Below are 26,187 nucleotides of genomic sequence, written 5' to 3'. Positions count from 1 at the left end.
CTCAGGCGTCCGACACCGAGTCGAACGGCACCTGCCCCCGCGCCACACCCCGCGCGTCCGCGTCCACCGAGCGGCGCAGCGCCTCGTGCAGCTTCGCCGGGGTCAGCACGCCCAGGAAGCGTGCCCCGTCCAGCACGGCGACCCACCCGGCGTCGTACTGGAGCATCACCCCGAACGCCTGCTTCAGCGGCGCGCCCACCGGCACCCAGGCGGTCATCCGGTGGGCGAGGTCCCCGACCGTGCCGCCCGCCGCCAGTTCGTCGATGCCGGCCCAGCCGTGCAGATCGCCGTGCGCGTCGAGGACGACGGCCCACCGGGCACGCTGGGCCCGCAGCCGCTCGACGGCCCGTTCGGCGGACTCGTCCAGCCGGGCCACGGGCGGCTGCTCCAGGTCGTCCGGCTCGATCGTGGTGACCGACAGCCGCTTCAGCCCGCGGTCGGCGCCCACGAAGGAGGCCACGTACGGGGTCGCGGGCGCCCCGAGCACCGCACCGGGCGTGTCGAACTGCTCGATGCGGCCCTGCCCGTACACGGCGATACGGTCGCCGAGCCGGACGGCCTCCTCGATGTCGTGCGTGACCAGCAGCACCGTCTTGCGCACCGCCGCCTGCATCCGCAGGAACTCGTCCTGCAACTGCTCGCGCACCACCGGGTCGACCGCCCCGAACGGCTCGTCCATCAGCAGCACCGGCGGATCCGCGGCCAGCGCCCGCGCCACGCCGACCCGCTGCCGCTGCCCGCCGGACAGCTGCTCCGGATAGCGCGGCCCGTACGTCCTCGGATCGAGTCCCACCAGGTCCAGCAGCTCGGCCGCCCGGGCCCGCGCCCTCGCCCGCTTCCAGCCGAGCAGCGCGGGCACGGTCGCGGTGTTGTCCAGGACGGTGCGGTGCGGGAAGAGGCCCACCTGCTGGATGACGTACCCGATGCGGCGGCGCAGCCGCACCGGGTCCACGGCCGCGATGTCCTCACCGCCGACGAAGATCCTTCCGGAGGTCGGCTCGATGAGCCGGTTCACCATCATCATGGTCGTCGTCTTGCCGCATCCGGAGGGCCCGACGAGGGTGACCAGTTCCCCCTCGGACACCTCGAAGGAGAGGTCGTCCACGGCCGTCGTACCGTCCGGATACCGCTTGGTGACCTGCTCGAACCGGATCATCACCTCACGCTAACGGCGCCACCCGGGGCATGCCCGCCGGTGAGGGGAAACGGGTCACCGTGGCCCCCCGGTGACCGCGTCACCGGGGCTCACCCGAGCAGGATCACCTCCAGCGTGCGCGGGCCGTGTACGCCCTCCACCCGGTCCAGCTCGATGTCGCTGGTGGCCGACGGGCCCGAGATCCAGGTCAACGGGCGGGCGGGGTCGACGCGTTCGAGGGCCTGCGGGACGGAGGAGACGACCTGGTCCGGGACGCGGACGACACAGATGTGGTGGTCCGGGACGAGCGAGATGCGGCGCCGGCCCTGGTCGGGGGAGCCGTCGAGAACGATCGTGCCGGTCTCGGCGATCGCCACGGCGCAGCCGGTCACCACGCTGCCCACCCGGTCCAGCTCCCGCGGCGTGCTCACCGCCCGGTCCTGGATCCGCTCGGGGTCCGCGGCGGACAGCCACTGTGGCGGCAGCCCGGGCGGCACCAGCACCTGCCGGGAGCCGCGCTCGGCCAGCAGCCGCATGACAAGGCCCGGCAGGCCTTCGGCGGTACTGCGGTGCACGATCGCCCGGTAGTCCGCCAGGTTCTCCGCCAGCAGCTCCACCGTCCGCTCGGTGGTCCGCTCCCCGTGCTCGCGCAGATAGCCCCGGGGCACGGCCTCCTCGTACGGCCTCTCGTCCGGCGTGACGTCCGCGAGCGCGCGCCGCACCCGGCCGAGGATCCTCTCCCTGCTGCTCACCTGCCGCCGTCCTCTCCGCCGCGCGTGCGCTGCCACCAGTCCCGGAACGGTTCCTCCGGCACGGCCGGCAGATCCCGGGTGCCGGTCCACGCCCTGCCCGGGCCCGGCAGGGTGCGCGGGTGCAGCCGGCGGGTCCGGGAGGCCAGCCGCTGGCCCGCGCGCAGGGCGCCCGGGTGGGTGAACGCCCAGCGCGCCGCCCGCATCGCCGCCCGCTCGGCCGCGTGCCCCTTCGCCGGCCGGAGCACCACTCTGTTGCCCTGCCGCACCGCCGGGCCGCCCTCGACCACCCGCTCCCGCAGATGCACCAGCACCTCAGGGATGTCGATGGCGACCGGACACACCTCGTAGCAGGCCCCGCACAGGCTCGACGCGTACGGCAGCGAGGCGTCGATCTCGCTCGCCGTCCCGCGGAGCTGGGGGCTGAGGATGGCGCCGATCGGGCCCGGGTACACCGAGCCGTACGCGTGGCCGCCGGCCCGCTCGTACACCGGGCACACGTTCAGGCAGGCCGAGCAGCGGATGCAGCGCAGCGCCTGGCGGCCGACCCGGTCGGCGAGGGTGTCGGTGCGGCCGTTGTCCAGCAGGACCAGATGGAAGGCGCGTGGCCCGTCCTCGTCGGTGGTGCCGGTCCACATGCTCGTGTACGGGTTCATCCGCTCGGCCGTGGAGGAGCGGGGGAGGGTCTGCAGGAAGACCTCCAGGTCCCGCCAGGCCGGCACCACCTTCTCGATGCCGACGACCGAGATCAGCGTCTCGGGCAGGGTCAGGCACATCCGGCCGTTGCCCTCGGACTCCACGACGACCAGCGTGCCGGTCTCGGCGACCATGAAGTTGGCGCCGGAGATGCCGACCTTGGCGCGCAGGAACTTCTCCCGCAGATGCAGCCGGGCCGCCTCGGCGAGTTCGGCGGGCGCGTCCGTCAGGCCCTCCGGGGCCGGGCGGCCCCACTCGCCCATCTCGGTGCGGAAGATGTCCCGGATCTCGCCCCGGTTGCGGTGGATGGCCGGAACGAGGATGTGCGAGGGGCGGTCCTTGCCCAACTGCACGATCAGCTCGGCGAGATCGGTCTCGTAGGCGCGGATCCCCTCGGCTTCGAGGGCTTCGTTGAGCCCGATCTCCTGCGTGGCCATCGACTTGACCTTCACGACCTCCGACTCGCCGGTCTCCCTGACGAGCCGGGCGACGATCCGGTTGGCCTCGTCGGCGTCGGCGGCCCAGTGCACCGTACCGCCCGCCGCCGTGACCGACTCCTCCAACTGCACGAGGTACCGGTCGAGATGGCGCAGGGTGTGGTCCTTGATCCGCCGGCCCGCCTCACGCAGCTCCGCCCAGTCGGACACCTCGGCGACGGCCCTGGCCCGCTTGGCGCGGATGGTGTGCGTGGCGTGGCGGAGATTCCCGCGCAGCGTCCGGTTGCCCACGGCGTCGTGCGCGGCCTTCGGAAAGGCCGGCATTCCCACGAACGTCCCGCTCATACGGCCGGTTCCTCCTCCGTGCTCGCCAGGATCTCCGCGATGTGCACCGGCCGCATGTCCGTGCCGAGCCGGGTCATGGTCCCGCCGATGTGCATCAGACAGGAGTTGTCGGCCGCGCACAGCACCTCGGCACCGGTCGACTCCGCGTTGCGCACCTTGTCCGTGCCCATCGCCGCCGACACGTCCGCGTTCTTCAGCGCGAACGTACCGCCGAACCCGCAGCACTCCTCCGCGCCCGGCAGCTCCACCAACTCCAGCCCCTTGACGGCCTGGAGCAGCCGGCGCGGCCGGTCGCCGAGCCCGAGACCGCGCAGCCCGTGGCAGGTCGGGTGGTAGGTGACCTTGTGCGGGTAGCAGGCGCCGACGTCCGTCACCCCGAGCACGTCCACCAGGAACTCCGTCAGCTCGTACGTCTTCGGCACCACCGGTGCCAGCGTCCGGGCGAGCGCGTCCCCGCGCCCCTCCGCCCGGGCCCGTTCGCCCATCCGCGGATACAGCTCCCGCACCATCGCCCCGCAGGATCCGGACGGGGTCACGATCGCCTCGTACTCCCCGAAGACATCGGAGAAATGCCGGGCCAGCGGCTCGGCCTCGTGCCGGTAGCCGGTGTTGTAGTGCGCCTGCCCGCAACACGTCTGGGCCGTCGGGAAATCGACGTCGACACCCAGTCTGGTCAGCAACTTCACCACGGCACGGCCGGTGTCCGGATACAGCGTGTCGTTGACACAGGTCAGGAACAGGGCGACACGCATCGCAGCTCCTCGGTATGGGTCATCGGACGAGTGCAGGGTAGTGGGCGGGCCCCCGCCGACGGGAGACCGCGGCTCACCGCGCGGCGAGCCGGGCCTGGGCCGCCCGCCACCGCCCGGCGTCCCCGCGGGGCGTGTACCGGGTCAGCGGCTGGGTCCGCGTGAGCAGCCGGCGCAGATCGGCGAGGTCGCCGACGAGTCCGTGCGCGCGGGCCTGCACGAGGACGTTGCCGAGGGCCGTCGCCTCGGTCGCACCGGCCACCACCGGCAGCCCGCAGGCGTCGGCCGTCAGCTGGCACAGCAGCGCGTTGCGGGTGCCGCCGCCGACGAGGTACACCACGTCGACCGGGTGGTCGGCCAGCCGCTGCGCGTCCAGCACGGCCCGCCGGTGGGCGAGGGCCAGCGAGTCGAGGATGCACCGGGTGACCTCGGCCCGCGTGCCGGGCACCGGCTGCCCCGACGCCCGGCACGCCTCGGCGATCCGCTCCGGCATCCGCCCCGGCGCCAGGAACGCCTCGTCCCCGGCGTCCACCACCGAGCGCAGCGTCGGCACACCCGCCGCCTCCCGCAGCAACAGCCCCAGATCCGGCTCCCCCCAGGACCGTACGCACTCCTGGAGCAGCCACAGCCCCATGATGTTGCGCAGATAGCGGACCGTGCCGTCGAGCCCCAGCTCGTTGGTGAAGTTCGCGGCCCGGCTCTCCTCGGTGAGCACCGGAGCGGACAGTTCGAGGCCGGCCAGGGACCAGGTGCCGGTGCAGATGTAGGCGAAGCGCTCACCGGTCGCCGGGACGGCGGCGACCGCCGACGCGGTGTCGTGCGAGCCGACGGCCGTCACCGGCACCGGACCGGTGAGCCCGGTCGCGGCCAGCACCTCCGGGCGCAGCGTCCCGGCCGGATCGCCCGGCTGCCGCAGCGGCGCGAACAGGCCGAGGTCGATGCCCAGCCGCTCGGCGACCCCGTACGACCAGGTCCGGGTCCGGGGATCGACGAGCTGGGTGGTGGAGGCGTTGGTCAGCTCGGTGCCCTGCTCGCCGGTGAGCCAGTACGTCAGCAGGTCCGGGACGAGCAACAGCCGCTCGGCGCGGGCGAACTGGCTGGACGCCCGGGCGGCCGTGAGCTGGTAGAGGGTGTTGAACGGCGCGTACTGGATGCCCGTCGCCGCGTACAGCTCCGCCGCCGGCACGGTCGCCCACACCTTCTCCGCGACCCCCTCGGTGCGGGCGTCGCGATAGTGCACCGGGTTGCCGAGCAGGGCCCCGTCGGCGTCCAGCAGGCCGTAGTCCACCGCCCAGCTGTCGACGCCCACGGAGTCGACCCGACCGGCCGCCCGCAGCCCGGCCAGGACACCGTCGTACAGCGCGAGGATGTCCCAGCGCAGTCCCTCCGGCACCCGCACCGGACGGTTCGGGAACCGGTGTGCCTCGCTCAGCTCGACCGAGTCCGGGCTCACCCGGCCCACCATCACCCGCCCGCTGGAGGCACCGAGGTCGACCGCGGCGTACGACTTCACGCCCGCGCTCATCGCAGGAACGCGGACGCCACACCCGCGTCGACCGGGATGTGCAGCCCGGTGGTGTGCGTGAGGTCGCCGCCGGTGAGCGCGAACACCGCGTTCGCCACGTGCTCGGGCAGCACCTCCCGTTTGAGGATCGTCCGCTGCGCGTAGAACTCGCCGAGCTTCTCCTCCGGCACCCCGTACACCGCGGCGCGCTGCGCCCCCCAGCCCCCGGCGAAGATCCCGGAACCGCGCACCACACCGTCCGGGTTGACCCCGTTCACCCGGATCCCGTGCTCACCCAGCTCGGCGGCGAGCAGCCGTACTTGATGGGCCTGGTCGGCCTTGGTGGCGGAGTAGGCGATGTTGTTCGGCCCGGCGAAGACGGCGTTCTTCGAGGCGATGTACACGATGTCACCGCCCAGCCCCTGCGCGATCATCACCCGGGCCGCCTCCCGCGACACCAGGAACGACCCGCGGGCCATGATGTCGTGCTGCAGGTCCCAGTCCCGCACCGAAGTCTCCAGCAGCGGCTTGGAGAGGGAGATCCCGGCGTTGTTGACGACGAGGTCGACCCCGCCGAACGCGAGCACGGCCGCCCGGAAGGCGGCGGCGATCTGCTCCTCGGACGTGACGTCCACGGCGACCGCGACGGCCTTGTCCGGCCCGCCCAGCTCCTCGGCGACCCGCGCCGCGCCCTCGGCGTTCAGGTCGGCGACGACGACACACGCCCCCTCCGCGACCAGCCGGTGCGCGATCGCCCTCCCGATCCCGCTGCCGGCCCCCGTGACCAGCGCGACGCGCGTGGCGAGCGGCCTGGGCCCCGGCATCCGCCGGAGCTTGGCCTCCTCCAGCGCCCAGTACTCGATACGGAACTTCTCGGCCTCCTCGATCGGCGCGTACGACGAGACGGCCTCGGCGCCCCGCATGACGTTGACGGCGTTGACGTAGAACTCGCCCGCCACCCGGGCGGTCTGCTTGTCTTTGCCGAACGAGAACATGCCCACCCCGGGGACCAGCACGACGGCCGGATCGGCGCCGCGCATGGCGGGGGAGCCGGGCCGGGCGTGCCGCCGGTAGTAGGCGGCGTACTCCTCGCGGTAGGCGGCGTGCAGTTCCTTCAGCCGGGCGACGGCGTCCTCGAGGGGCGCGGCCGGCGGCAGGTCCAGGACGAGCGGCCGTACCTTGGTGCGCAGGAAGTGGTCCGGGCAGGAGGTGCCGAGGGTGGCCAGCCGGGGGTGCTCGGCGCGGGCGAGGAAGTCCAGGACGGCGTCGGAGTCGGTGAAGTGCCCGACCTGCGGCCGGTCCTGCGAGGCCAGCGCGCGGACGTACGGCGCGAGAGCGGCGGCCCGCTCCCGCCGCTCGCCCTCGGACAGCGCCTCGTACCCCGCGACGACCGGTCCGAACGGCTCCGCCCTGCCCCTCTCGGCGAGGAACGCCTCGGCGGTGCGGATGATGTGCAGCGAGTTCCGCTCGCACTCTTCGGACGTCGATCCCCAGGCGGTGATCCCGTGGCCGCCGAGGACACACCCGATGGCCCCCGGGTTGGCCTCCTTGATCGCGGCGATGTCCAGCCCCAGCTGGAACCCGGGCCGCCGCCACGGCACCCACACCACGCGGTCCCCGAAGCACTCGGCGGTCAGCTTCTCCCCGTCGGCGGCGCAGGCGAGCGCGATACCGGAGTCCGGGTGCAGATGGTCCACGTGCGGGGCGTCCACCAGCCCGTGCATGGCGGTGTCGATGGAGGGCACGGCCCCGCCCTTGCCGTGCAGGCAGTAGTCGAACGCGGCGACCATCTCGTCCTCGCGCTCGACACCGGGGTAGACGTCGACGAGGGCCCGCAGCCGGTCCAGCCGCAGCACGGCCAGCCCCGACTCGGTGAGCGTGCCGAGGTCACCCCCGGACCCCTTCACCCACATCAGCTCGACGTCACCGCCGGTGACGGGATCGGTGCCGGTGCCTTTCGCGGACGCGTTTCCGCCGGCGTAGTTGGTGTTTCGGGGATCGGAGCCGAGTCGGTGGCAGCGATCGAGAAGATCGGCGACTGAGGGATGGGTCGTCATGAGTACGGTTCCTTTGTCAGAAGGGGGAAGTATCCGAAGGGGCGCGGGGCTGTAGCGATTTGCGGCTCCGCCGCGTGGGCGCGACAAGCCACAACGCACCGGCACCCCGCAACGGCGCTCAAGAGGCGGACGCTCACGCCCCCCACCCGGCCTGCTCCCCGCCAACCCGCTCAGCGACGATCTTCTCGGCCCACCCGGACCGGGCATACGCCGCCATGGGATCGGAATCCAACCCCAGCTCCTCCCGAACCTCGGCAAGAAGCCCCCGTACATCGGTGTTGTACGCGTCCATCAACACGGCGTTGGCACCGAGCACATCCCCAGCAGCCTGAGCTTCGGCCAACGCCGACCGATCGACCAGCAGAGCCTTCGCCGTGGCCTCCTGCACATTCATCACCGACCGGATGATCGCCGGAATCTTCGGCTCGATGTTGTGGCACTGATCGAGCATGAAGGCGACCTCGGAGGTGAACCCCCCGCCCCGCACCACCTCGTACATGATCCGGAACAGCTGGAAGGGATCGGCGGCCCCCACCATCAGGTCGTCGTCCGCGTAGAACCGCGAGTTGAAGTCGAACCCCCCGAGCTTCCCCTCCCGCAGCAGCACCGCCACGATGAACTCGATGTTGGTGCCCGGCGCATGGTGCCCGGTGTCCACGACCACCTGTGCCTTCGGCCCCAGCTTCAGACAGTGCGCGTACGCCGTCCCCCAGTCCGGGACGTCCGTCGTGTAGAACGCCGGCTCGAAGAACTTGTACTCCAGCAGCATCCGCTGCCCGTCCCCGAGCCGCGCGTACACCTCGGCCAGGCCTTCCGCCAGCCGGTCCTGCCGGGCGTGGACGTCGTCCTGCCCGGGGTAGTTCGTACCGTCCGCGAACCACAGCTTGAGATCCCGCGACCCGGTGGCGTCCATGATGTCGACGCACCGCAGCAGGTGGCCGACGGCCTTGCGCCGCACCGCCGCGTCCGGATGGCAGATGCTGCCCAGCTTGTAGTCGTCGTCCTGGAAGGTGTTGGAGTTGACCGCGCCCAGCCGCACGCCCCGCTCCTCGGCGTACTTCGCGAGCGCCGCGTAGTCCTCCACCGTGTCCCACGGGATGTGGAGGGCGACCGTCGGGGCGGCCCCCGTGAAGGCGTGCACCTGGGCGGCGTCCTGCACCTTCTCCCAGGGGGAGCGCGGCACCCCGGCTTGTGCGAACACCTTGAAGCGCGTCCCGGAGTTCCCGTACGCCCACGACGGCGTCTCGACGGCCTGGGTCTTGAGCGCGGCCTTCACCGCGGCGAGGTCGGTCACTTCGGGGCTCCTGTGATGTCGGCCGGAACGACTGAGCATGTGAAACGATTCAGAACGGCAAGCTAGGGGTCACCCAGAGGGGTGTCAAGAACTCCGGCCGACCCCGTTCGCCGTGATCCGCCGTGGCCTTTGGCTATCGAAACATTTTCGACGCGGACCCATTGACGTGACATGGCTGCGGTGCCTACGGTCCCGGCAATCCAGTTGAAACCTTTCACGACACCGTGGCGTCCTCGTGGCCGCTCCGTCGGTGTCGTCGAGGAGCCCCCATGACCCACCCGCCTGACACGGGACCGGCCCCGGTGCTGGCGCTGCAGGGCGTCTCCAAGTCCTTCGGTGCCGTACGCGCCCTCAGGGACGTCTCCCTGGAGCTGCTGCCCGGCGAGGTGCACGCCCTCGCCGGGGAGAACGGCGCGGGCAAGTCGACGCTGATCAAGACCCTCGCCGGAGTGCACCGGCCGGACGCCGGCCAGGTGCTGCTCGACGGCGAGCCCGTCGTCTTCCACGGCCCCGGCGACGCCCGTGACGCCGGCATCGCCGTGATCTACCAGGAACCCACCCTCTTCCCCGACCTGTCGATCGCCGAGAACATCTTCATGGGCCGGCAACCGAAGCGCGCGTTCGGCCGGATCGACCACAAGGCCACCCGCGCGGCGACGGCGGCCCTGATGCGGCGGCTCGGCGTCGGCCTGGACCCCGACCGGCCCGCCCGCGGGCTGTCCATCGCCGACCAGCAGATCGTGGAGATCGCCAAGGCGCTGTCCTTCGACGCCCGCGTCCTGATCATGGACGAGCCGACCGCGGCCCTCACCGGCAGCGAGGTCGCCCGGCTCTTCGGTGTCGTCCGCACCCTGCGCGAGCAGGGCGCGGCGGTGCTGTTCATCTCCCACCGGCTGGAGGAGATCTTCCAGATCTGCCAGAAGGTCACCACGCTGCGGGACGGCGCCCGGATCGCCGGCGAGCCTCTCGCCGGGATGACCGAGGACGACCTGGTGCGCCGCATGGTCGGCCGTGACCTGGCCGAGCTGTACCCGAAGCAGCAGGTCCGGGCCGGTGAGGTCGCGCTCCGCGTACGGCGGCTGACCCGCGAGGGCGTCTTCACGGACGTCTCCTTCGAGGTGCGGCGCGGTGAGATCGTCGGCCTCGCCGGACTGGTCGGCGCAGGCCGCACCGAGGTCGCCCGGGCCGTGTTCGGCGTCGACCGCTGGGACGCGGGCGAGGTCGAGGTCGCCGGGCGCCGGCTCACCGGCGGAGCGCCGTCCGCCGCGATGGCGGCGGGGCTGGCCCTCGTACCGGAGGACCGGAGGGCCCAGGGCCTGGTGATGGACCTGTCCATCGAGCGGAACATCGGCCTGACCGGCCTGCGTACGACCGCCCGGGCCGGGCTGATGCACCGGGGCGCCGAACGCGGCCGGTCCCTGGACTGGGCGGTGAAGCTCCAGGTGAAGTACGCCCGGATCGCGGACACCGTCGCCACCCTGTCCGGCGGCAACCAGCAGAAGGTCGTCCTCGCCAAGTGGCTCGCCACCGGCCCGAAGGTGCTGATCGTGGACGAGCCGACCCGGGGCATCGACGTCGGCACCAAGGCCGAGGTGCACCGGCTGCTCGGCGAGCTGGCCGCCGACGGCGTCGCCGTCCTGATGATCTCGTCCGATCTGCCGGAGATCCTCGGCATGGCCGACCGCGTCCTCGTGATGCACGAGGGCCGGATCACCGCCGAGATCCCCCGCGCCGACGCCACCGAGGAGACCGTGATGGCCGCTGCCACCGGGAGGGCCGCCGCATGACGGTGACCACCACGGACGAGCCCCCCGTCGCCGGGGTGCCCCGGTCGGCCGGCACCCGGCTGGTCGACCGCGTCTTCAGGATGCGCGAACTCGCCATCCTCGCCGTCTTCCTGGTGATGATCGCCGTCACCCAGGCCGGCAACAGCGCGTTCCTGTCCGAGCAGGGCATCAAGGACCTGCTGCTCAACGCCACGATCCTGGTGCTGGTCGCCACCGGCCAGTCACTGGTCGTCCTCACCCGCAACGTCGACCTGTCCGTCGGCTCCACGCTCGGCATCAGCGCCTTCGCCGCCGGCACCTATCTGCACGGCGGCGGCAACGCGGTCGTCGCGGTCCTCCTCGCCGTCCTGCTGGGCATCGGCTCCGGACTGCTCAACGGCCTGCTGGTCAGCCTCGGCCAGGTCCCCGCCCTCGTCGTCACCCTCGGCACGCTGTACATCGTCCGGGGCGTCGACTCCATCTGGGTCGGCTCCCGCCAGATCACCGCGGCCGACCTCCCCGGCGGATTCGTCGACTTCGGCTCCGGCGGCATCTCCGCGGTGCCGTGGCTGGCGGTGATCGCGCTGGCCGTGCTGGTGGCGACGGCGTACTACCTCAAGCACTACGGCAGCGGGCGGGAGCTGTACGCCCTCGGCTCCCACCCCGAGGCGGCCCGGCTGGCCGGCATCCCGGTGCGCAAGCGGATCCTGGCCGCCTACACCTGCTGCGGGGCGCTCGCCGGACTCGCGGGAGCGATGTACCTGGCCCGGTTCGGCAACGTCGACTCCGGCACCGGCAACGGCTACGAACTCACCGTCGTCAGCGCGGTGGTGGTCGGCGGCATCGCCTTCACCGGCGGCTCCGGCAGCGTCTACGGCGCCGCGCTCGGCGCCCTGCTGCTCACCTCGATCAACAGCGTGCTGCCCGCCCTCGGCGTCAGCTCCGTGTGGGTGCTCGCCATCAACGGCGTCCTGCTGCTGCTCGCCATCGCCGTCGACCGGGTCGTCGCGCTGCGGGTGGCCGCCGCCCTGAAGAAGAAGCCGGCCCCGAGGAGGACCGCCATGGCGAAGGAGAAGGCCGGTGCCTGAGTCGCTCACCCGCGCGGTCCGCTGGGACACGGTCGTCGGCGCGCTGCTGATCGTCCTGTTGCTGCTGTCGTCCGGCTTCGTCGACGGCTTCGGCAACGCGCTCAACCTGTCGTTCCTCCTCGGCAACACGCTCCCGATCGCGCTGATCGCCCTGCCGATGACCCTGCTCGTCGTCGCCGGCGAGATCGACCTGTCCGTCGCGTCCACGGCCGGGCTGTCCGGCGCGGTGCTGGGCAAGCTGTGGAACGAGGGCATGGCCATCGAGACGATCATCCCGCTGTGCCTGCTGCTGGGCGTGGTGTGCGGGCTGGTCAACGGCCTCCTGGTGACCCGGCTCGGGCTGCCGTCGCTCGCGGTCACCATCGGCACGTTGGCCGCGTACCGCGGGATCGCGCAGATCGTGCTGGGCTCCGACGCGGTGACCGATTTCCCCTCGCAGTACCTGGACTTCGCCGCCGGTCGCGTCGGTGACTCCTTCCTTCCGCAGGCATTCCTGCCCTTCCTGGTCCTGCTGGCCATCGCCGTCGTCGTGCTGCACGCCACGCCGTTCGGGCGGTCGCTGTTCGCGATCGGAGCGGGGGAGGAGGCGGCGCGGTTCGCCGGGATCCGGGTGCGGCGGACCAAGCTCGTGCTGTTCGTGGCCACCGGGTTCATGTCGGCGCTGACGGGCGTCTTCTGGGCCCTGCACTACGCCAGCGCTCGCTATGACAACGCGACGGGGCTCGAACTCTCGGTCGTCGCCGCGGTGTTGCTGGGCGGGATCGACTTCGACGGGGGCAAGGGCACGATCTTCGGCGCCATCGCCGGTGTCTTCCTGCTCGGCGCGTCGCAGAACGTGATGAGTCTGCTGAATGTTCCGGCCCAGTCGCAGATTGTGGTGACTGGTGTGCTGCTTGTTGTGTCTGTGCTCGGGCCTCGGGTTGCCCGGCAGATCGCCGTTTCGCAGCGGTCCGTTTCATAGGTGCGGCCGTCTGTGGCTGGTCGCGCAGTTCCCCCCGCGCCCCTCACGGGGCGCCCCACTCCTCCTCCCTGTAAGGAACCCTCCGCCATGGGCAAGTCGCGCGTCACCCTCCTCTCCGTCACCTCCCTCGCTCTCGCCCTCACCGCCTGCGGTGGCACCACCAGGAACGACGTCAAGGACGACAACTCCGCCGCCGCCTCCGCCGGGAAGGCCGATCCGAACGCCGCCACCAAGAAGGGGCTGACCGTCGGCTTCCTGCCCAAGCAGGTCAACAACCCCTACTTCACCAGCGCCGACAAGGGCGGTGAGAAGGCGCTCGCCGAACTCGGCTCGGCGTACAAGGAGGTGGGGCCGAGCAGCGCCACCGACACCGCCGGGCAGGTGAGCTACGTCAACACGCTCACCCAGCAGCAGGCGGACGCCATCGCCGTCTCCGCGCAGGACCCCGGCGCCCTGTGCACCGCGCTGAAGCAGGCCATGAGCAACGGCATCAAGGTCGTCACCTACGACTCCGACACCAGCCCCGGCTGCCGCAACGCCTTCGTCTCGCAGGCCTCCGCCGAGGACCTGGGCCGTACCGAGGTGCGGCTGCTGGCCGAACAGATCGGCTACAAGGGCGAGATCGCGATCCTCTCGGCCGCGCAGACCGCCACCAACCAGAACACCTGGATCGGCTACATGAAGGACGAGCTGAAGGATCCGAAGTACAAGGACGTCGAGCTCGTCAAGATCGCCTACGGCAACGACGATGCCCAGCAGTCCTTCCAGCAGACCCAGGGCCTGCTCCAGGAGCACCCGGACCTGAAGGGGATCATCTCCCCGACCACCGTGGGCATCAAGGCCGCCGCCCAGTACCTGTCCGGCTCCAAGTACAAGGGCAAGGTCAGGCTGACCGGCCTCGGCACCCCCAACGACATGCGCAAGTACGTCAAGAACGGCACCGTCGACGCCTTCGAGCTGTGGGACCCGGCCAAGCTCGGCGACCTGGCGGCCCGGACGGCGGTCGCGCTGGCCTCGGGGCAGATCAGCGGCAAGGAGGGCGAGACCTTCAAGGCCGGCGCCACGACGTACACCCTCGGCAAGGACGGCGTGATCAACCTCGGCAAGCCGACCGTGTTCGACGCCGAGAACATCGACCAGTTCGACTTCTGAGCCAACGGGGGCCGTTGATGCAACGCGTGTGTTTCCTGCTGAGGGTCCGGGCGGACCGGCTGGACGAGTACCGTGAGCGGCACGCGGCCGTCTGGCCGGACATGCTCGACGCCCTGAGAGCGACCGGCTGGCGCAACTACTCGCTGTTCCTGCGCGAGGACGGCCTGCTCGTCGGCTACCTGGAGACCGAGGACTTCGAAGCCGCCCTGGCCGGCATGGAGGCCACCGACGTCAACGCCCGTTGGCAGAAGGAGATGGCACCGTTCTTCGAAGCACTGGACGGCGCCCGCCCCGACGAGGCCATGAAACCGCTCACCGAAGTGTTCCACCTCGCCTGACCCTGGAGCCGAACATGAGACGACGCACCGTGCCGGCCGGCGCCCTCGCCGCCTCCGTCCCGGCCGCCGGAACCGCGCGGGCGGCCGTCCCCGGCCCGTCTGTCGCCAGCGAAGGAACCACACAACTCGACGCCAGGGCCCTCTACTTCGTCTCCTACGACGGCCTGGTCAACAACAACTCCTTCCAGAAGAACGGCCTGCTGACACACAAGGGCCACCAGTACGCCGCCTGGTACACGGCGAGCCGCGACGCGGTCGTCGCCCGCCGGGCCCTGGGCTCCGCCACCTGGTCCACGGTCACCCTGCCGCACCGGCTCAAGGCCGACGACTCCCACAACGTCATCTCCATGGGCGTCTCCGCGACGGACGGCCGCCTGCACCTGAACATGGACTCCCACAGCGACGGCTTCTTCTACGTCAAGTCGGTCGCCGGCCTCCTGGACAACCCCGCCACCACGGCCTGGACCCCGTCCGTCTTCGGCGCCGTACGGACGACGCTCGACGGACTCGCGCTCGCCTCGCAGTTCACCTACCCGCAGTTCATCGCCACACCCGAGGGCCGGCTCCAGCTCAGCTACCGCGCCGGCGTCTCCGGCAACGGCCGCAACGCCCTCGCCGAGTACGACGGTGCGCGCTGGACCGCGCTGGGGGAGTGGACCGTCGCGACCGGCACGTACACCAGCGAGCACGGCTCCAGCACCGCCCGGAACATGTACCTGCACGGCATCGACTACGACACCCGGGGCCGGCTGCACGCCCTGTTCACCTGGCGGGAGCAGAACGCGGCCGTCATGTGCAGCGGCGGCGGCATCACCAACCACGACACCGGCTACGTCTGGTCCGACGACCGCGGCCGGACCTGGCGCAACGACGCGGGCGCCGTCGTCGGCACCACCGGCGGATCCGACAAGGTCTCCGTCGGCGACAGCGGTCTCGTGGTCGACCCGCTGAACCCGGACCACTCCCTGATGAACCAGGAGAGCCAGTCCACCGACTCGGCCGGCCGGCCGCACGCGATCATCTCCTACGTCCCCGGCCGCTTCGGTCAGTGCACCACCGACTACGTCGCCGACCGCACCGCCCACGGACGCGCCTTCCACCTGCGCAAGAACGCCTCCGGCGGCTGGCAGAAGACCGAGATCCCCGTCCCGCTCGGCTCCAGCCAGCGCACCAGGCTGGTCCTGGACCGGTACGACAACGCCTACGCCGTGTTCCCGTTCGGCCGTATCGCCGCGGCGTCGAAGACCTCCGGGTACACCGACTGGACGCTCCTGTTCGACGGCGGCGGGCTGAACGCGTTCGGCGAGGTCGTCGTCGACGAGACCCGGGTCCGTGCGGACAACGTCCTGTCGTTCCTGTACCAGCAGAAATCCACCGGCACGACGCCCTCGGCGCTGCACGTGGCCGACTTCGCCCTGCCTGCGTGACGGTAATGTGAAGGTCGTCCCGCCGCCCTCGTTCCCTGGAGGTCTGAAGCCCGATGGCCCAGTCGGTGGGTATCAAGGATGTCGCCCGCGCCGCCGGAGTGTCGGTGGGCACGGTGTCCAACGTCATCAACCGCCCGGACACCGTCGCCGGCGAGACCCGGGCCCGGGTGCTGTCCGCGATCGACCGGCTCGGCTACGTCCGCAGCGAGTCGGCGCGCCAGCTGCGGGCCGGCCGCAGCCGGATCATGGGACTGCTCGTGCTCGACATGGGCAACCCGTTCTTCGTGGACGTGGCACGCGGCGCCGAGCGCGCGGCCCGGGAGGCGCGGCTCGGCGTGATGGTCTGCAACAGCGCGCAGAACGCGGCCGAGGAGGCGGAGTACCTGTCGCTCTTCGCCGAGCAGCGGGTGCGGGGCGTGCTGCTCACCCCGGCCGACGCCACCGGCCGCAACATCGAGGCCTTCCGCCGGCACGGCATCCCGTTCGTGCTGGTCGACCGGGTCGCCGAGGGCACCACCGAGTGCTCGGTCTCCGTGGACGACGTCGCGGGCGGCGCGCTCGCCGTACGGCATCTGGTGGACGCCGGTCACCGCTCGATCGCCTACGTCAGCGGGCCGCCCGGGCTCAACCAGGTCCGTGACCGGCGCACCGGCGCGCTGACCGCCCTCGCCGAGGCCGGGCTCGGTCCCGAGGCGCTGCGCGAGCTGCCCACCGAGCGGCTCGACGTGGCCGCCGGCCGGGACGCGGGCGCCCGCCTGCTCGGCCTCACCGACCGCCCCACCGCCGTGTTCTGCGCCAACGACCTGCTCGCCCTGGGCGTGCTGCAGGCCATGTACGCGGCGGGCGTGACCGTCCCGGACGAGCTGGCGATCGTCGGCTACGACGACATCGAGTTCGCCGCCGCGGCGGCCGTCCCCCTCACCTCCGTACGCCAGCCCGCCGTGACCATGGGCGCCCTCGCCGCCGAACTGCTGCTGGAGGAGACCGAGCAGGGCGAGGGCGGACGGACGCACGAGCACCGCCGGGTGGTGCTCCAGCCGGAGCTGGTGGTGCGCCGCTCCAGCCTGGTCGCGCGCTGACGCTCCAGCTGGTCGCGTGCTGACCGGAAGTTCAGTAACAATCCATGATCCCGGGTCTCGGCCCGCGCCCGGTCATGTGCTGAACTGGGACGCGTCCGTACCGTCCGTCCCGGGAGATTCGTTGAGCCTCAGCTACCGCCAGCCCGGCGTCGTCCTCACCGACCGCCACTTCACCGTGCCCCTCGACCACGCCGACCCGGGCGGCGAGACCATCGAGCTGTACGCCCGCGAGGCGGTGGCGAGCGACAAGGCGGGGCAGGATCTGCCCTGGCTGGTGTACCTGCAGGGCGGTCCCGGATTCGGGGCGAATCGTTTCGTCGGACGTCAGGCCTGGCTCGACCGGGCCCTGAAGGAGTACCGCGTCCTGCTGCTCGACCAGCGCGGCACCGGCCGCTCCACACCCGCCACCCGGCAGACGCTCCCGCTGCGCGGCGGCCCCGCCGCCCAGGCCGACTACCTCACCCGCTTCCGCGCCGACGCCATCGTCCGTGACTGCGAGGCCATCCGCCCCCAGCTCACCGGCGGCGCCCCGTGGACCGTGCTCGGCCAGAGCTTCGGCGGCTTCTGCACGGTGTCGTACCTCTCCCTCGCCCCCGAGGGCGTCCACACCGCGATCATCACCGGCGGCCTGCCCTCCCTGCACGCCCACGCCGACGACGTCTACCGGGCCGCCTACCCGCGCATCGAGCGCAAGGTCACCGCGCACTACGCCCGCTACCCGCAGGACGTGGAGCGGGCCCGCCGGATCGCCGACCACCTCCTCACCCACGACGTGGTCCTGCCGAACGGCTACCGCTTCACGGTGGAGGCCTTCCAGTCCCTGGGCCTGATGCTCGGCGCGAGCGACGGCAGCCACCGCCTGCACCACCTGCTGGAGGACGCCTTCGTCCGCACCCCCGGCGGCCTCGACCTCTCCGACGCCTTCCAGGAGCAGGCGCAGGCCCTGCTGTCGTACGCCGCGCACCCGCTCTACGCGCTCGTCCACGAGTCGATCTACGGCCAGGACGCCCGCCCCACCGGCTGGGCCGCCGAGCGCGTCCGCGCCGAGTTCCCGCAGTTCGACGCGGCCAAGGCGCTCACCGGCGACGGCCCGGTGCTCTTCACCGGCGAGACCGTCCACCCCTGGATGTTCGACGCCGACCCGGCCCTGCGGCCCCTGCGCGAGACGGCCGAGCTGCTCGCCACCCGCACCGACTGGCGCCCGCTGTACGACCCCGCCCGCCTCACCGCCAACGAGGTCCCCGTCGCCGCGGCCGTCTACCACGACGACATGTACGTCGACACCGCCCACTCCCTGGAGACCGCCCGCTCCATCCGCGGCCTGCGCACCTGGGTCACCGACGAGTACGAGCACGACGGCCTGCGCGCCGGTGCGCCCCGCGTCCTGGACCGGCTGCTGGCGCTGGTGCGCGACGAGGTGTGAGCCGTCGTTCGTCCGCGGGTCCGTCGTGGCCGGTCGCGCGGGTCCCCGCGCTCCTTGCGGGGCGTTGGAACAGCTAGTCTGCCGCCCATGACCGAGGCGAAGATCACCGAGCTCCAGCCCCTGCCCGACGACTGGCAGCGCGCCCTGGCCGTGGTGGCCCACCCCGACGACCTGGAGTACGGCTGCTCGGCGGCCGTCGCCGGCTGGACCGACACCGGCCGCGAGGTCGCCTATGTGCTGGCCACCCGCGGCGAGGCGGGCATCGACACCGTCGACCCCGCCGTGTGCGGCCCGCTGCGCGAGCGCGAGCAGCGGGCCAGCGCGGCCGTCGTCGGCGTCACCAGCGTGGACTTCCTCGACCACCGGGACGGCGTGATCGAGTACGGCCTCGCGCTGCGCCGCGACATCGCCGCCGCGATCCGCCGCCACCGCCCCGAACTCGTCATCACCCTCAACCACCGCGACACCTGGGGCGGCGTCGCCTGGAACACGCCCGACCATGTCGCCGTCGGCCGCGCCACCCTGGACGCCGCGGCCGACGCCGGCAACCGCTGGATCTTCCCCGAACTCACCGAGCAGGGCCTCGAACCGTGGAACGGCGTCCGCTGGGTGGCCGTCGCCGGCTCCAGCAACCCCACCCACGCCGTCGACGCCACGCCCGGCCTGGAACGGGCGGTGCGCTCGCTGCTCGAACACCGCACCTACATAGAGGCGTTGACCGACCAGGACCCGGAGGTCTACGTACGGGACTTCATGACCGAGACCACCGCCGCCACCGGCAAGCGCTTCGGCGGCAGACCCGCGGTGGCCTTCGAGCTGTTCGGCCGGTAGCCGGGCGCCCGCTCCGGGTTGACCCTCCCCTTGCGTCAGGCTTGAGGCTGTGACCGGACGAAAGGGCGAGCGGATGGGCTACTCGGTGGGGCAGGTGGCGAGGTTCGCCGGGGTGACCGTGCGGACGCTGCACCACTACGACAAGGTGGGGCTGCTCTCGCCCGGCGAACGCAGCCCCGCCGGCTACCGCCTCTACGGCGACGCCGACCTGGCCCGGCTGCAGCAGATCCTCTTCTACCGCGAACTGGGCTTCCCGCTCGACGAGATCGCCGTCATCCTGCGGGACCCGGGGGCCAACGCCCTGCACCATCTCCGGGACCGGCAGCGGCGGTTGCGCGAGGAGATCGCCCGGCTGGAACGCCTCGCGGAGGTGGCCGAGCAGGCCATCGAGGTGCAGCGGACCGGGGTGGCGCTCACCCCGGAGGATCGTTTCGAGGTGTTCGGCGAGATCTCCTTCGACCTCAGCTACGCCACCGAGGCACAGCTGAAATGGCAGGACTCGGCCGTGTACCGCGAGGCGATGGCACGGGCCGGGGCCCATACCAAGGAGGACTGGCGGCAGTTGATGAGCGAGGCCGCCGCCTGGCGGGCCGAGCTGCTCGCCGCCTTCGACGCGGACGAGCCCGCCGACGGCGAGCGGGCCATGGAGCTCGCCGAGGACCACCGCCGTCACCTGATCCGCTGGTTCACCCCCTGCCCGCCGGACGCGCACCGGCGCATCGCGGACGACCTCGCCGCCGACCCGCGCGCCTTCGCCCTCCTCGTCCCGCCGTCACAGCAACGCCCCGGCCTCGCCGCCTATGTGAGCAAGGCGATCCACGCCAACGCCTCCCGCCGTGACGGCTCCCGCACCGATCCCGAGGAGCACCCATGAGAATCCTGATCGCCACGGCCGGATCACGCGGCGACGTCGCGCCCTACACCGGCCTGGGCGCCGAACTGGTCCGCGCCGGGCACGAGGTGACGCTGGCCGCCACCGAGGGCTTCGCCTCCCTCGCGCACGAGGCCGGGCTGGGCTTCCGGCGGCTGCCCGCCGACCCGAGGGCACGCGGGGGCACCGGTGGCCGACGGGAACTGATGCGCACGGCCGCCGCGTTCGTCACGGAACTCGGGCGGGGGTTCGCCGACGCCGTCGACGACGGTACGGACCTGCTCCTGCTGTCGGCCACGACGGCCCCGCTCGGCTGGCAGCTCACCGAGGCCACCGGCGTCCCGGGCATCGGCGTGTACCTCCAGCCGACCGCGCCGACGGGTGACTTCCCGCCCGTGGTCATGGGCACCCGCTCGCTGGGCCGGGCCGGCAACCGGGCGGCGGGCCGGTTCGCCCTGCGCATGGCCGACCGCGTCTACGCACCGGCGGTCGCCGAACTTCGCCGCAGGCTCGGGCTGCCCCCGCTGTCCGCCGCCGCGATGCGCCGGCGCCGGGAGCGGGAGGACTGGCCCGTGCTGCACGGCTTCAGCACGGCGCTCGTGCCCCGGCCCGCCGACTGGCGGCCCGGCCTGGACGTCGTCGGCACGCTGTGGCCCCACGTCGACCCCGGCGCACGGCTGCCCGCCGCCCTGGAGGACTTCCTCGGGGCCGGGCCCCGGCCCGTCCTCGTCGGCTTCGGCAGCATGGCGTCCGGAGAGGGCGAGCGCCTGAGCGAGATCGCCGTACAGGCGCTGCGGCGCGCCGGACTGCGCGGCATCCTGCAGTCCGGGGCCGCCGGGCTGGCCGCCGCCGGGGACGACGTGTTCACCGTCGGCGAGGTGCCGCACGCCCTGCTGTTCCCGCGGCTGGCCGCCGTCGTCCACCACGCCGGGGCGGGCACCACGGCCGCCGCCCTGCGCGCGGGCGTGCCCGCGGTCGCGGTACCGGTCACCGCCGACCAGCCGTTCTGGGCCGCCCGGCTCGCCTCGCTCGGAGCCGCTCCCGACCCGCTCCCGCTGCCCGACCTCACCGCCGAACGGCTCGCCGCCGCACTCGGCCTCGTCACCGGCCGGCAGACATACACCGCGGCTGCCGCGCGGGTAGCCCGGCACATGGACGGCGAGGACGGGGCGGGCCTCGCGGTCAAGACGATCGAACGGCTCGCCTGAGGCGGTGCCGAAGGAGACGGATCCGCCCCGGGGCGGCAGCGGGCGCAGCCGCGCCGTCGCCGATGGCGGCCGGCTCGGCGCGCTCGCCCTCGGACGGCAGCCGGGGACCGGGCTGCCCCGGTCAGTCACCCGCCCGGTGCACCGGACAGCGGGGCGCCGGTCCGGGGACGGTCACCGGTTCGGTCTCGCCGTGGGCGGGGCAGCGATCCGCCGGTTCCGCCTCCTCCTCCGGTACCGGTACGACCGCCGGGGCCGGTGCGGGCCGGCGTTCCAGCCGGAGCCGCAGCCCCTCCGGCATCAGCGTCAGCCGCTCGGCGACGGTCAGCCGGTAGCCGGGGTCGGTGTGCAGGTCGTAGCGGCGCAGCAGCAGGCCGAGGACCAGGGTCGCCTCGTGCAGGGCGAACTGGCGGCCGATGCAGGCCCGCGCGCCGGTGCCGAACGGCTTGAAGGTGTGCGGCGGCCGGGCCCGCACGGCCGCCGCGGTGAAGCGGTCCGGGTCGAACCGCTCGGCGTCCTCGCCCCACACCTCCGGCTCCCGGTGCAGCATCGGCGTCAGCACCAGCGCCCACGCGCCCCGCCGCATCGGATGCTCCCCGGCGAGAACCGTGTCCTGCCGGGCCTCGCGGGCGAAGGCGGGCGCGGTCGGCCACAGCCGCAGCGACTCGTCCAGCACCCGGCGGACGTAGCGCAGCTTGGCGATCTGGTCGTAGCCGGGCCGCTCGGTGCCGCCCCAGACGCGGTCCACCTCGGCGCGGGCCCGGGCGGCGACCTCGGGGTGCCGGGCCAGGTAGTACAGGGCGAAGGAGAGCGCGCCCGAGGTGGTCTCGTGGCCCGCCACCAGGAAGGTGATCACCTGCTTGCGGACGTTCTCCGCGGACAGCCGCTCCCCGGTCACCGGGTGCGCGGTCGCCAGCATGCGGTCCAGCAGGTCTCCCTCGCCGCCGCCGGACCGGCGCCGGTCCGCGACCAGTCCGTCGACCGTGCGGTTGAGGCGGGCCATGTCGGCCGCGTTGCGCCGGGCGGCGGCGCGGAGCAGCAGCGGGACCAGCGGTCCGGGCACGGTGTTCAGCCGTTGCGCGTAGGTCAGCGTGCCGACCATGGCCGTGACGAAGGGGTGCGGGCGCTCCCGCTCGAAGGAGCCGAAGTCGTGCCCGAACCCGGTCCGCGCGATCGTCTCCAGGGTCAGCCGGGTCATGTCACCGGGCACGTCCACCGTGCGCCCGGCCGCCCGCTGCCGGTCCCAGTGGCCGGTCAGCCGCTCGGCGACGTCCAGCATCATCCCGTGGTAGCCCTCCATGGCCTCCCGGCTGAAGCCGGGCGCCAGGACGTCGTGCGCCAGCTGCCAGTTGGGCTCGTGGTTGTAGGCGGTGAACAGGCCGTCCCCGGCCAGGGGCCGCAGATTGGCCACCCCCAGCCCGACGTGCTTGGCGAACCGCGACTCGTCCGCGAGGTCGGCGACCAGCTTCGCCCCCCACACGAACACGAACTCCTTGCCGAAGGCCCGGCGCCGGAAGATCGGGCCCAGCTCGCGCGCGAAGCGCACGGAGTCCTGCATCGGCGTGCGCCGGTCGGCGCCGAGCACATCGCCGAGCAGTGGCAGCCGGTGCGGCGGATGCGGGATGCGGTGCAGTTCGGGCCAGCCGTGCTCGGCGCTGCGGAAACCCTTCGGCAGCCCGGTCTCCATCGTCTCCGCCATGACGCGATCTCCCTTGATCCAGCGGATGGTCGAACCTGATCCAGCGGACGGTTGAAGCTGTGACGCGCGCGTGTTGTACGTGGATTCAATAGCGTGGTCCCAGTGTGGTCCTCTTGTTGAACCGGCGTCAAGTAGAGTGACGGCATGCCCGCGAACCAGGGGGAGCGCGCCCGGCGCAGACTCAGCACCGAAGAGCGTCGTGAGCAGCTGCTGTCGGTCGGCGCCCGGCTGTTCTCGGAGAGCCCCTACGACGACGTGTGGATCGAGCAGGTCGCCGAGATCGCCGGGGTGTCGCGCGGGCTGCTGTACCACTACTTCCCGACCAAGCGGGACTTCTTCGCCGCCGTCGTGGAGCGGGAGAGCGAGCGCATGCTGCGCATGACGGAGGCCGTGCCCGGGGTGCCGGCGCGTGAGCAGCTCTCCGCCGGCCTCGACACCTACCTGGGCTATGTGGAGGCCCACGCCCACGGCTTCCGCGCCTTCCACCGCGCCGACGCGGCCGGCGACCAGGCCGTGCGCCGGGTCTACCAACGGGCCCTGGCCGCGCAGGAGAAGCAGATCCTGGCCGCGCTCGCCGCCGACCCCGAGTTCGGGCCCGTCGTCGAGGCCGCTCCTCAGGTGCGGCTGGCGGTGCGCGGCTGGCTCGCCTTCACCACCGCCGTCTGCCTGGAGTGGCTGCGCGGCGAGGGGGAGCTGAGCCGGGAGCAGGTGCGGGACCTGTGCGCCCGCGCCCTCCTCGGCGTTCTCGCCTGACCCTGTCCGCCCGTGGGGCGTGGTTGGCGTGCGCCCCGATCTTCGATAGGTTAGGCAAGGCTTACCTAAGGAGGGCTCGGGATGGGTGACACGCAGGACTGGACGGCCGCACCCGGCGCGGCGGAACGGGCACGCTCGGTGCTGGCCACCGCGTGGTCGTGCGCGGTGACCGCGGACGGCGTACGCGAGGAGTACGTCGGCGCGCACACCGTGACCGAGGACGGCGCGGTGCGGCTGACCGTGCCGGACGACAGCGGCCTGATCGCGGCCACCCTGTGCGCCCCGCGCCAGGAGCCCTCCGCCCTGCTGGAGTTCGCCGACGTGGCCCCCGTGCCCGTGCGCAACCGCGTCCGTGCCCGGCTCTGGCTCTCCGGCTGGTTCGCCCCGTCCGAGGGCACCCTGCTCCTGCGGCCCACCCGGGTGGTGCTCCGGCAGTCCTCCGGGCCCGTCGTCGTCGACCTGGACGAGTTCACCGCCGCCCGGCCCGACCCCCTCGCCGGTGCCGAGTCCCGGCTGCTCACCCACCTCGCCGACGCCCACCCGGACGCCGTCGAGCGGCTCACCCGCCTGGTGCGGCCCGAGAGCCTGCACGCCGCGACCCGGGTGGCACCGCTCGCCGTCGACCGGCACGGACTCACCCTGCGCATCGAGCGCACCCGCGCCCACGGTGACGTACGGCTGCCCTTCCACGCCCCCGCCGATGACGTCTCCCAGCTCACCGAGCGCATGCACGTCCTGCTGGCGCAGGCCGCCGCCACCTGCCCCCGCGCGCTACAGCGGCAGCGCGCAGACGGCGACGGGTGACTCGAACGGCTCGCCGGCCCGGCGGAGTTCGCCACTGTCCGCGTCGACGTGGAAGACGGTGACCGTGCCGGAGCGCTGGTTCGCCGCGAACAGCAGCCGGCCGTCGGGCGAGAACGCGATCTGCCGCGGGAAGTCCCCGCCCACCGGCACCGTGCCGAGCAGCCGCAGCCGAGCCCCGTCGGCTTCCACGGCGTACCGCGCGAGGCTGTTGTGGCCCCGGTTGGCGAGGAACGCGTACCGGCCGTTCGCCGTCACCAGGATCTGCGCCGGATAGTTCGTGCCGCCGCTCGACCCCGTCGGCTGCGGCTCGCCGATGTCCAGCCGCCCGGACCGCGGGTCGTAGACGCAGACGGCCACGGTGTCGTCCACCTCGTTGGCCAGGTAGGCGTACCGCCCGCCCGGATGGAAGGTCAGATGGCGCGGTCCCGCGCCGGGCCGGGTGTGCGCCCGCGCCACCTCCGTGAGCGTGCCCTTCCCCGGGTCGAGGCGGTAGCTGTAGACGGTGTCGGTGCCGAGGTCCACGGCGAGGACGTGACCGCCGTCGGGGCTCGTCACGAACTGGTGGGCGTGCGGGCCCTGCTGACCGGGTCCGGGCCCCGGGGAGGTGTGCGTGACCAGGTCGGTGCGCTCACCCAGGGCGCCGGAGGCGTCGATCGGGTGCACGGCGACACTGCCCGAGCCGTAGTTCGCGCTCAGCAGCCAGCGTCCGGTGGGATGCACCGACAGATGACAGGGACCCGCGCCGCCCGTGCTCCGGGTGCCGAGGACCTGCCGGTCCGCGAGGCGTACGGCCGTCACCGCGCCGTCCTGCCGCTCGTCCACCGCGTACAGCGTGCGGCCGTCCGGGTGCACGGCGAGATACGACGGGTCGGGGACCCCGGTGAGCGTGCCGGACCCGGTGATCCGGCCCGTCTCCGGATCGTACGAGGCCAGGCCGATGCCGGCGCCGCCGCCCTCGACGGAGGTGTAGGTCCCCACGTACAGCGGGCGGGGCCCGGACGGCTTCCGGGGCGGGACGGCGGCCTTCGGCTCTCTGCCCGGGGCCGGCGTGTCCCCGGGCGGGGCCGCCGGGGCCGGCACCGCCACGACGGCCGCCGTACCGGCCACGGCCCCGACGAACCGGCGTCTGGTCCAGCCGCCGCGCTCCCGGTTCCGCCGGGGCGGAGGAGATCCATCTCCCGCCGTCCGTGCCTCCGTGTCCATGCCGCACCCCAGGTCGTCGGTCACCCCGCTCGTGACAGTCACCTTGGCCTGCGGACACCACCAAGGGCAAGCCGGGCAACGGGCGTTGCGCAAGGTGCAATCGCGGGGGCGGGAGCGAGCGGGCTCACCACTCCCCGTCCTCGACCGGTTTGCCCGGCGCGTCCTTCAGCGGAGTCACCTGGCCGGCGGACGGCGCCTGCCACGGGTCCAGATCGTCCCCGAGCCACTCGCCGACCGGCTTGACGCCCTCCAGGGTGTCCGCCGGGGCCAGGTCCTCGGCGTCCTCGTCGTAGTAGTCGTACCAGGGCAGGCCCGCCCGCGTGTACGCCGCCCGGTCCACCGGTGACGGCGGGGGCGCCTCGCCGGTGATCCGGCGCCACTCCGGGGGCGTGACCAGGTGGACGAACACCCGGCCGGCCGGTTCCTCGGACCAGTCGCCGAGCGGCCGGTCGTCCCGGTACACCTCCTGCCGCATCGAGCCGCCGACGCCGAGTCCCATGGCCGCGGCGGCCCGCGGGCGCGCGGCTCGAGACGCGCCGGGCCGGGCAGCCGGTGAAGGCGTACCCGGCGCTGGTGGACGACGGCGACACGGTCTCGGTCCGCCTCTTCGACACGGAGGCC

At 72.8% G+C, this 26,187-nt stretch carries 22 protein-coding genes and 2 pseudogenes; 14 read left to right on the top strand and 10 right to left on the bottom strand.

Annotated features, from left to right (window positions below):
• Position 1 precedes the first annotated feature (1 nt).
• From ABZ937_RS06070 to rhaI, 7 genes are all read right to left on the bottom strand, one after another.
• On the bottom strand, positions 2-1,156 hold the full coding sequence (locus ABZ937_RS06070; protein WP_361686190.1) for a betaine/proline/choline family ABC transporter ATP-binding protein: 1,155 nt from the start codon (positions 1,154-1,156) through the stop codon (positions 2-4).
• An 89-nt stretch (positions 1,157-1,245) separates the two neighbouring features.
• Positions 1,246-1,887 carry a lactate utilization protein C gene (locus ABZ937_RS06065; protein ID WP_361686187.1) on the bottom strand — a complete coding sequence of 214 codons (642 nt, stop codon included), beginning with the start codon at positions 1,885-1,887 and terminating at the stop codon, positions 1,246-1,248.
• A complete protein-coding gene (locus ABZ937_RS06060) occupies positions 1,884-3,362 on the bottom strand; it encodes a LutB/LldF family L-lactate oxidation iron-sulfur protein (RefSeq protein WP_361686184.1) in 1,479 nt (492 codons plus the stop codon). Before ABZ937_RS06060 ends, ABZ937_RS06065 begins: the two co-directional genes overlap by 4 nt.
• Positions 3,359-4,114, bottom strand: a complete 756-nt coding sequence (locus ABZ937_RS06055) for a (Fe-S)-binding protein (RefSeq protein ID WP_361686181.1) — start codon at positions 4,112-4,114, stop codon at positions 3,359-3,361. Before ABZ937_RS06055 ends, ABZ937_RS06060 begins: the two co-directional genes overlap by 4 nt.
• Positions 4,115-4,187: 73 nt before the next feature.
• The gene (locus ABZ937_RS06050) at positions 4,188-5,636 is read right to left on the bottom strand and encodes a rhamnulokinase family protein (RefSeq protein ID WP_361686178.1); all 1,449 of its coding nucleotides are present in this window, start codon (positions 5,634-5,636) and stop codon (positions 4,188-4,190) included.
• Positions 5,633-7,672, bottom strand: coding sequence for a bifunctional aldolase/short-chain dehydrogenase (locus ABZ937_RS06045; protein ID WP_361686175.1), 2,040 nt, complete (start codon positions 7,670-7,672; stop codon positions 5,633-5,635). The genes ABZ937_RS06050 and ABZ937_RS06045 overlap by 4 nt, the downstream gene beginning before the upstream one ends.
• A 133-nt stretch (positions 7,673-7,805) precedes the next feature.
• Positions 7,806-8,966 (bottom strand): L-rhamnose isomerase, encoded by a 1,161-nt coding sequence (gene rhaI, locus ABZ937_RS06040; RefSeq protein WP_361686172.1) that lies wholly within the window; start codon positions 8,964-8,966, stop codon positions 7,806-7,808.
• Between the two features lie 269 nt (positions 8,967-9,235).
• On the opposite strand from rhaI, the gene ABZ937_RS06035 reads away from it, so the two are divergent.
• The 11 genes from ABZ937_RS06035 to ABZ937_RS05985 all read left to right on the top strand — a co-directional run bounded on the left by ABZ937_RS06035 (position 9,236) and on the right by ABZ937_RS05985 (position 21,110).
• Complete coding sequence (locus ABZ937_RS06035) at positions 9,236-10,753, top strand: sugar ABC transporter ATP-binding protein (protein ID WP_361686169.1); 1,518 nt, start codon at positions 9,236-9,238, stop codon at positions 10,751-10,753.
• Positions 10,750-11,820: an ABC transporter permease gene (locus ABZ937_RS06030; RefSeq protein ID WP_361686166.1), complete on the top strand. Its 1,071-nt coding sequence runs from the start codon at positions 10,750-10,752 to the stop codon at positions 11,818-11,820. Before ABZ937_RS06035 ends, ABZ937_RS06030 begins: the two co-directional genes overlap by 4 nt.
• The gene (locus ABZ937_RS06025) at positions 11,813-12,781 is read left to right on the top strand and encodes an ABC transporter permease (RefSeq protein WP_361686163.1); all 969 of its coding nucleotides are present in this window, start codon (positions 11,813-11,815) and stop codon (positions 12,779-12,781) included. The genes ABZ937_RS06030 and ABZ937_RS06025 overlap by 8 nt, the downstream gene beginning before the upstream one ends.
• Before the next feature lie 87 nt (positions 12,782-12,868).
• Positions 12,869-13,933 carry a rhamnose ABC transporter substrate-binding protein gene (gene rhaS, locus ABZ937_RS06020; RefSeq protein WP_361686160.1) on the top strand — a complete coding sequence of 355 codons (1,065 nt, stop codon included), beginning with the start codon at positions 12,869-12,871 and terminating at the stop codon, positions 13,931-13,933.
• Positions 13,934-13,950: 17 nt separating this feature from the next.
• Positions 13,951-14,271 (top strand): L-rhamnose mutarotase, encoded by a 321-nt coding sequence (locus ABZ937_RS06015; protein WP_361686157.1) that lies wholly within the window; start codon positions 13,951-13,953, stop codon positions 14,269-14,271.
• A 14-nt stretch (positions 14,272-14,285) separates the two neighbouring features.
• Positions 14,286-15,698, top strand: a complete 1,413-nt coding sequence (locus tag ABZ937_RS06010; RefSeq protein WP_361686154.1) for a BNR repeat-containing protein — start codon at positions 14,286-14,288, stop codon at positions 15,696-15,698.
• A gap of 53 nt (positions 15,699-15,751) precedes the next feature.
• Positions 15,752-16,777 (top strand): LacI family DNA-binding transcriptional regulator, encoded by a 1,026-nt coding sequence (locus tag ABZ937_RS06005; RefSeq protein WP_361686151.1) that lies wholly within the window; start codon positions 15,752-15,754, stop codon positions 16,775-16,777.
• 121 nt (positions 16,778-16,898) lie between these two features.
• Positions 16,899-18,200, top strand: a complete 1,302-nt coding sequence (locus ABZ937_RS06000) for an alpha/beta fold hydrolase (protein WP_361686149.1) — start codon at positions 16,899-16,901, stop codon at positions 18,198-18,200.
• An 87-nt stretch (positions 18,201-18,287) separates the two neighbouring features.
• The gene (locus ABZ937_RS05995) at positions 18,288-19,031 is read left to right on the top strand and encodes a PIG-L deacetylase family protein (RefSeq protein ID WP_361686147.1); all 744 of its coding nucleotides are present in this window, start codon (positions 18,288-18,290) and stop codon (positions 19,029-19,031) included.
• 73 nt (positions 19,032-19,104) lie between these two features.
• Entirely contained in the window at positions 19,105-19,905 is an 801-nt protein-coding gene (locus ABZ937_RS05990; RefSeq protein WP_361687021.1) for a MerR family transcriptional regulator, read from the top strand.
• Positions 19,902-21,110 carry a glycosyltransferase gene (locus tag ABZ937_RS05985; protein ID WP_361686145.1) on the top strand — a complete coding sequence of 403 codons (1,209 nt, stop codon included), beginning with the start codon at positions 19,902-19,904 and terminating at the stop codon, positions 21,108-21,110. Before ABZ937_RS05990 ends, ABZ937_RS05985 begins: the two co-directional genes overlap by 4 nt.
• A 121-nt stretch (positions 21,111-21,231) precedes the next feature.
• Here the strand turns inward: ABZ937_RS05985 and ABZ937_RS05980 are convergent, their stop codons facing one another.
• Positions 21,232-22,806: a cytochrome P450 gene (locus ABZ937_RS05980; protein WP_361686143.1), complete on the bottom strand. Its 1,575-nt coding sequence runs from the start codon at positions 22,804-22,806 to the stop codon at positions 21,232-21,234.
• A 144-nt stretch (positions 22,807-22,950) separates the two neighbouring features.
• On the opposite strand from ABZ937_RS05980, the gene ABZ937_RS05975 reads away from it, so the two are divergent.
• Both ABZ937_RS05975 and ABZ937_RS05970 read left to right on the top strand, forming a co-directional pair.
• Positions 22,951-23,559, top strand: a complete 609-nt coding sequence (locus ABZ937_RS05975; protein WP_361686141.1) for a TetR/AcrR family transcriptional regulator — start codon at positions 22,951-22,953, stop codon at positions 23,557-23,559.
• A gap of 81 nt (positions 23,560-23,640) precedes the next feature.
• Positions 23,641-24,363, top strand: a complete 723-nt coding sequence (locus ABZ937_RS05970) for a DUF2470 domain-containing protein (RefSeq protein ID WP_361686139.1) — start codon at positions 23,641-23,643, stop codon at positions 24,361-24,363.
• Here the strand turns inward: ABZ937_RS05970 and ABZ937_RS05965 are convergent.
• Together ABZ937_RS05965 and ABZ937_RS05960 are read right to left on the bottom strand one after the other, a co-directional pair.
• Positions 24,331-25,470, bottom strand: coding sequence for a lactonase family protein (locus ABZ937_RS05965; protein ID WP_361687018.1), 1,140 nt, complete (start codon positions 25,468-25,470; stop codon positions 24,331-24,333). The two genes, ABZ937_RS05970 and ABZ937_RS05965, sit on opposite strands and share 33 nt — an antisense overlap.
• 220 nt (positions 25,471-25,690) lie before the next feature.
• A pseudogene (locus ABZ937_RS05960) lies at positions 25,691-26,098 on the bottom strand (hypothetical protein); the annotation flags it as partial.
• A gap of 5 nt (positions 26,099-26,103) precedes the next feature.
• Between ABZ937_RS05960 and ABZ937_RS05955 the strand changes: the two are divergent.
• Positions 26,104-26,187 (top strand): annotated as a pseudogene (locus ABZ937_RS05955) (DUF3418 domain-containing protein); the annotation flags it as partial.

Source organism: Streptomyces sp. NPDC046727 (assembly GCF_040645635.1).
Classification (GTDB): domain Bacteria; phylum Actinomycetota; class Actinomycetes; order Streptomycetales; family Streptomycetaceae; genus Streptomyces.
Note: the sequence above shows the minus strand (reverse complement) of the source record. Positions and strands in the feature narration are given on the sequence as shown.

Coding starts and splice junctions, on each gene's coding strand:
- ABZ937_RS06070 (WP_361686190.1), bottom strand. CDS start 1,156: ATGATCCGGTTCGAGCAGGTCACCAAGCGGTATCCGGACGGTACGACG.
- ABZ937_RS06060 (WP_361686184.1), bottom strand. CDS start 3,362: ATGAGCGGGACGTTCGTGGGAATGCCGGCCTTTCCGAAGGCCGCGCAC.
- ABZ937_RS06055 (WP_361686181.1), bottom strand. CDS start 4,114: ATGCGTGTCGCCCTGTTCCTGACCTGTGTCAACGACACGCTGTATCCG.
- ABZ937_RS06050 (WP_361686178.1), bottom strand. CDS start 5,636: ATGAGCGCGGGCGTGAAGTCGTACGCCGCGGTCGACCTCGGTGCCTCC.
- ABZ937_RS06045 (WP_361686175.1), bottom strand. CDS start 7,672: ATGACGACCCATCCCTCAGTCGCCGATCTTCTCGATCGCTGCCACCGA.
- ABZ937_RS06035 (WP_361686169.1), top strand. CDS start 9,236: ATGACCCACCCGCCTGACACGGGACCGGCCCCGGTGCTGGCGCTGCAG.
- ABZ937_RS06030 (WP_361686166.1), top strand. CDS start 10,750: ATGACGGTGACCACCACGGACGAGCCCCCCGTCGCCGGGGTGCCCCGG.
- rhaS (WP_361686160.1), top strand. CDS start 12,869: ATGGGCAAGTCGCGCGTCACCCTCCTCTCCGTCACCTCCCTCGCTCTC.
- ABZ937_RS06015 (WP_361686157.1), top strand. CDS start 13,951: ATGCAACGCGTGTGTTTCCTGCTGAGGGTCCGGGCGGACCGGCTGGAC.
- ABZ937_RS06010 (WP_361686154.1), top strand. CDS start 14,286: ATGAGACGACGCACCGTGCCGGCCGGCGCCCTCGCCGCCTCCGTCCCG.
- ABZ937_RS06005 (WP_361686151.1), top strand. CDS start 15,752: ATGGCCCAGTCGGTGGGTATCAAGGATGTCGCCCGCGCCGCCGGAGTG.
- ABZ937_RS05995 (WP_361686147.1), top strand. CDS start 18,288: ATGACCGAGGCGAAGATCACCGAGCTCCAGCCCCTGCCCGACGACTGG.
- ABZ937_RS05990 (WP_361687021.1), top strand. CDS start 19,105: ATGGGCTACTCGGTGGGGCAGGTGGCGAGGTTCGCCGGGGTGACCGTG.
- ABZ937_RS05985 (WP_361686145.1), top strand. CDS start 19,902: ATGAGAATCCTGATCGCCACGGCCGGATCACGCGGCGACGTCGCGCCC.
- ABZ937_RS05980 (WP_361686143.1), bottom strand. CDS start 22,806: ATGGCGGAGACGATGGAGACCGGGCTGCCGAAGGGTTTCCGCAGCGCC.
- ABZ937_RS05975 (WP_361686141.1), top strand. CDS start 22,951: ATGCCCGCGAACCAGGGGGAGCGCGCCCGGCGCAGACTCAGCACCGAA.
- ABZ937_RS05970 (WP_361686139.1), top strand. CDS start 23,641: ATGGGTGACACGCAGGACTGGACGGCCGCACCCGGCGCGGCGGAACGG.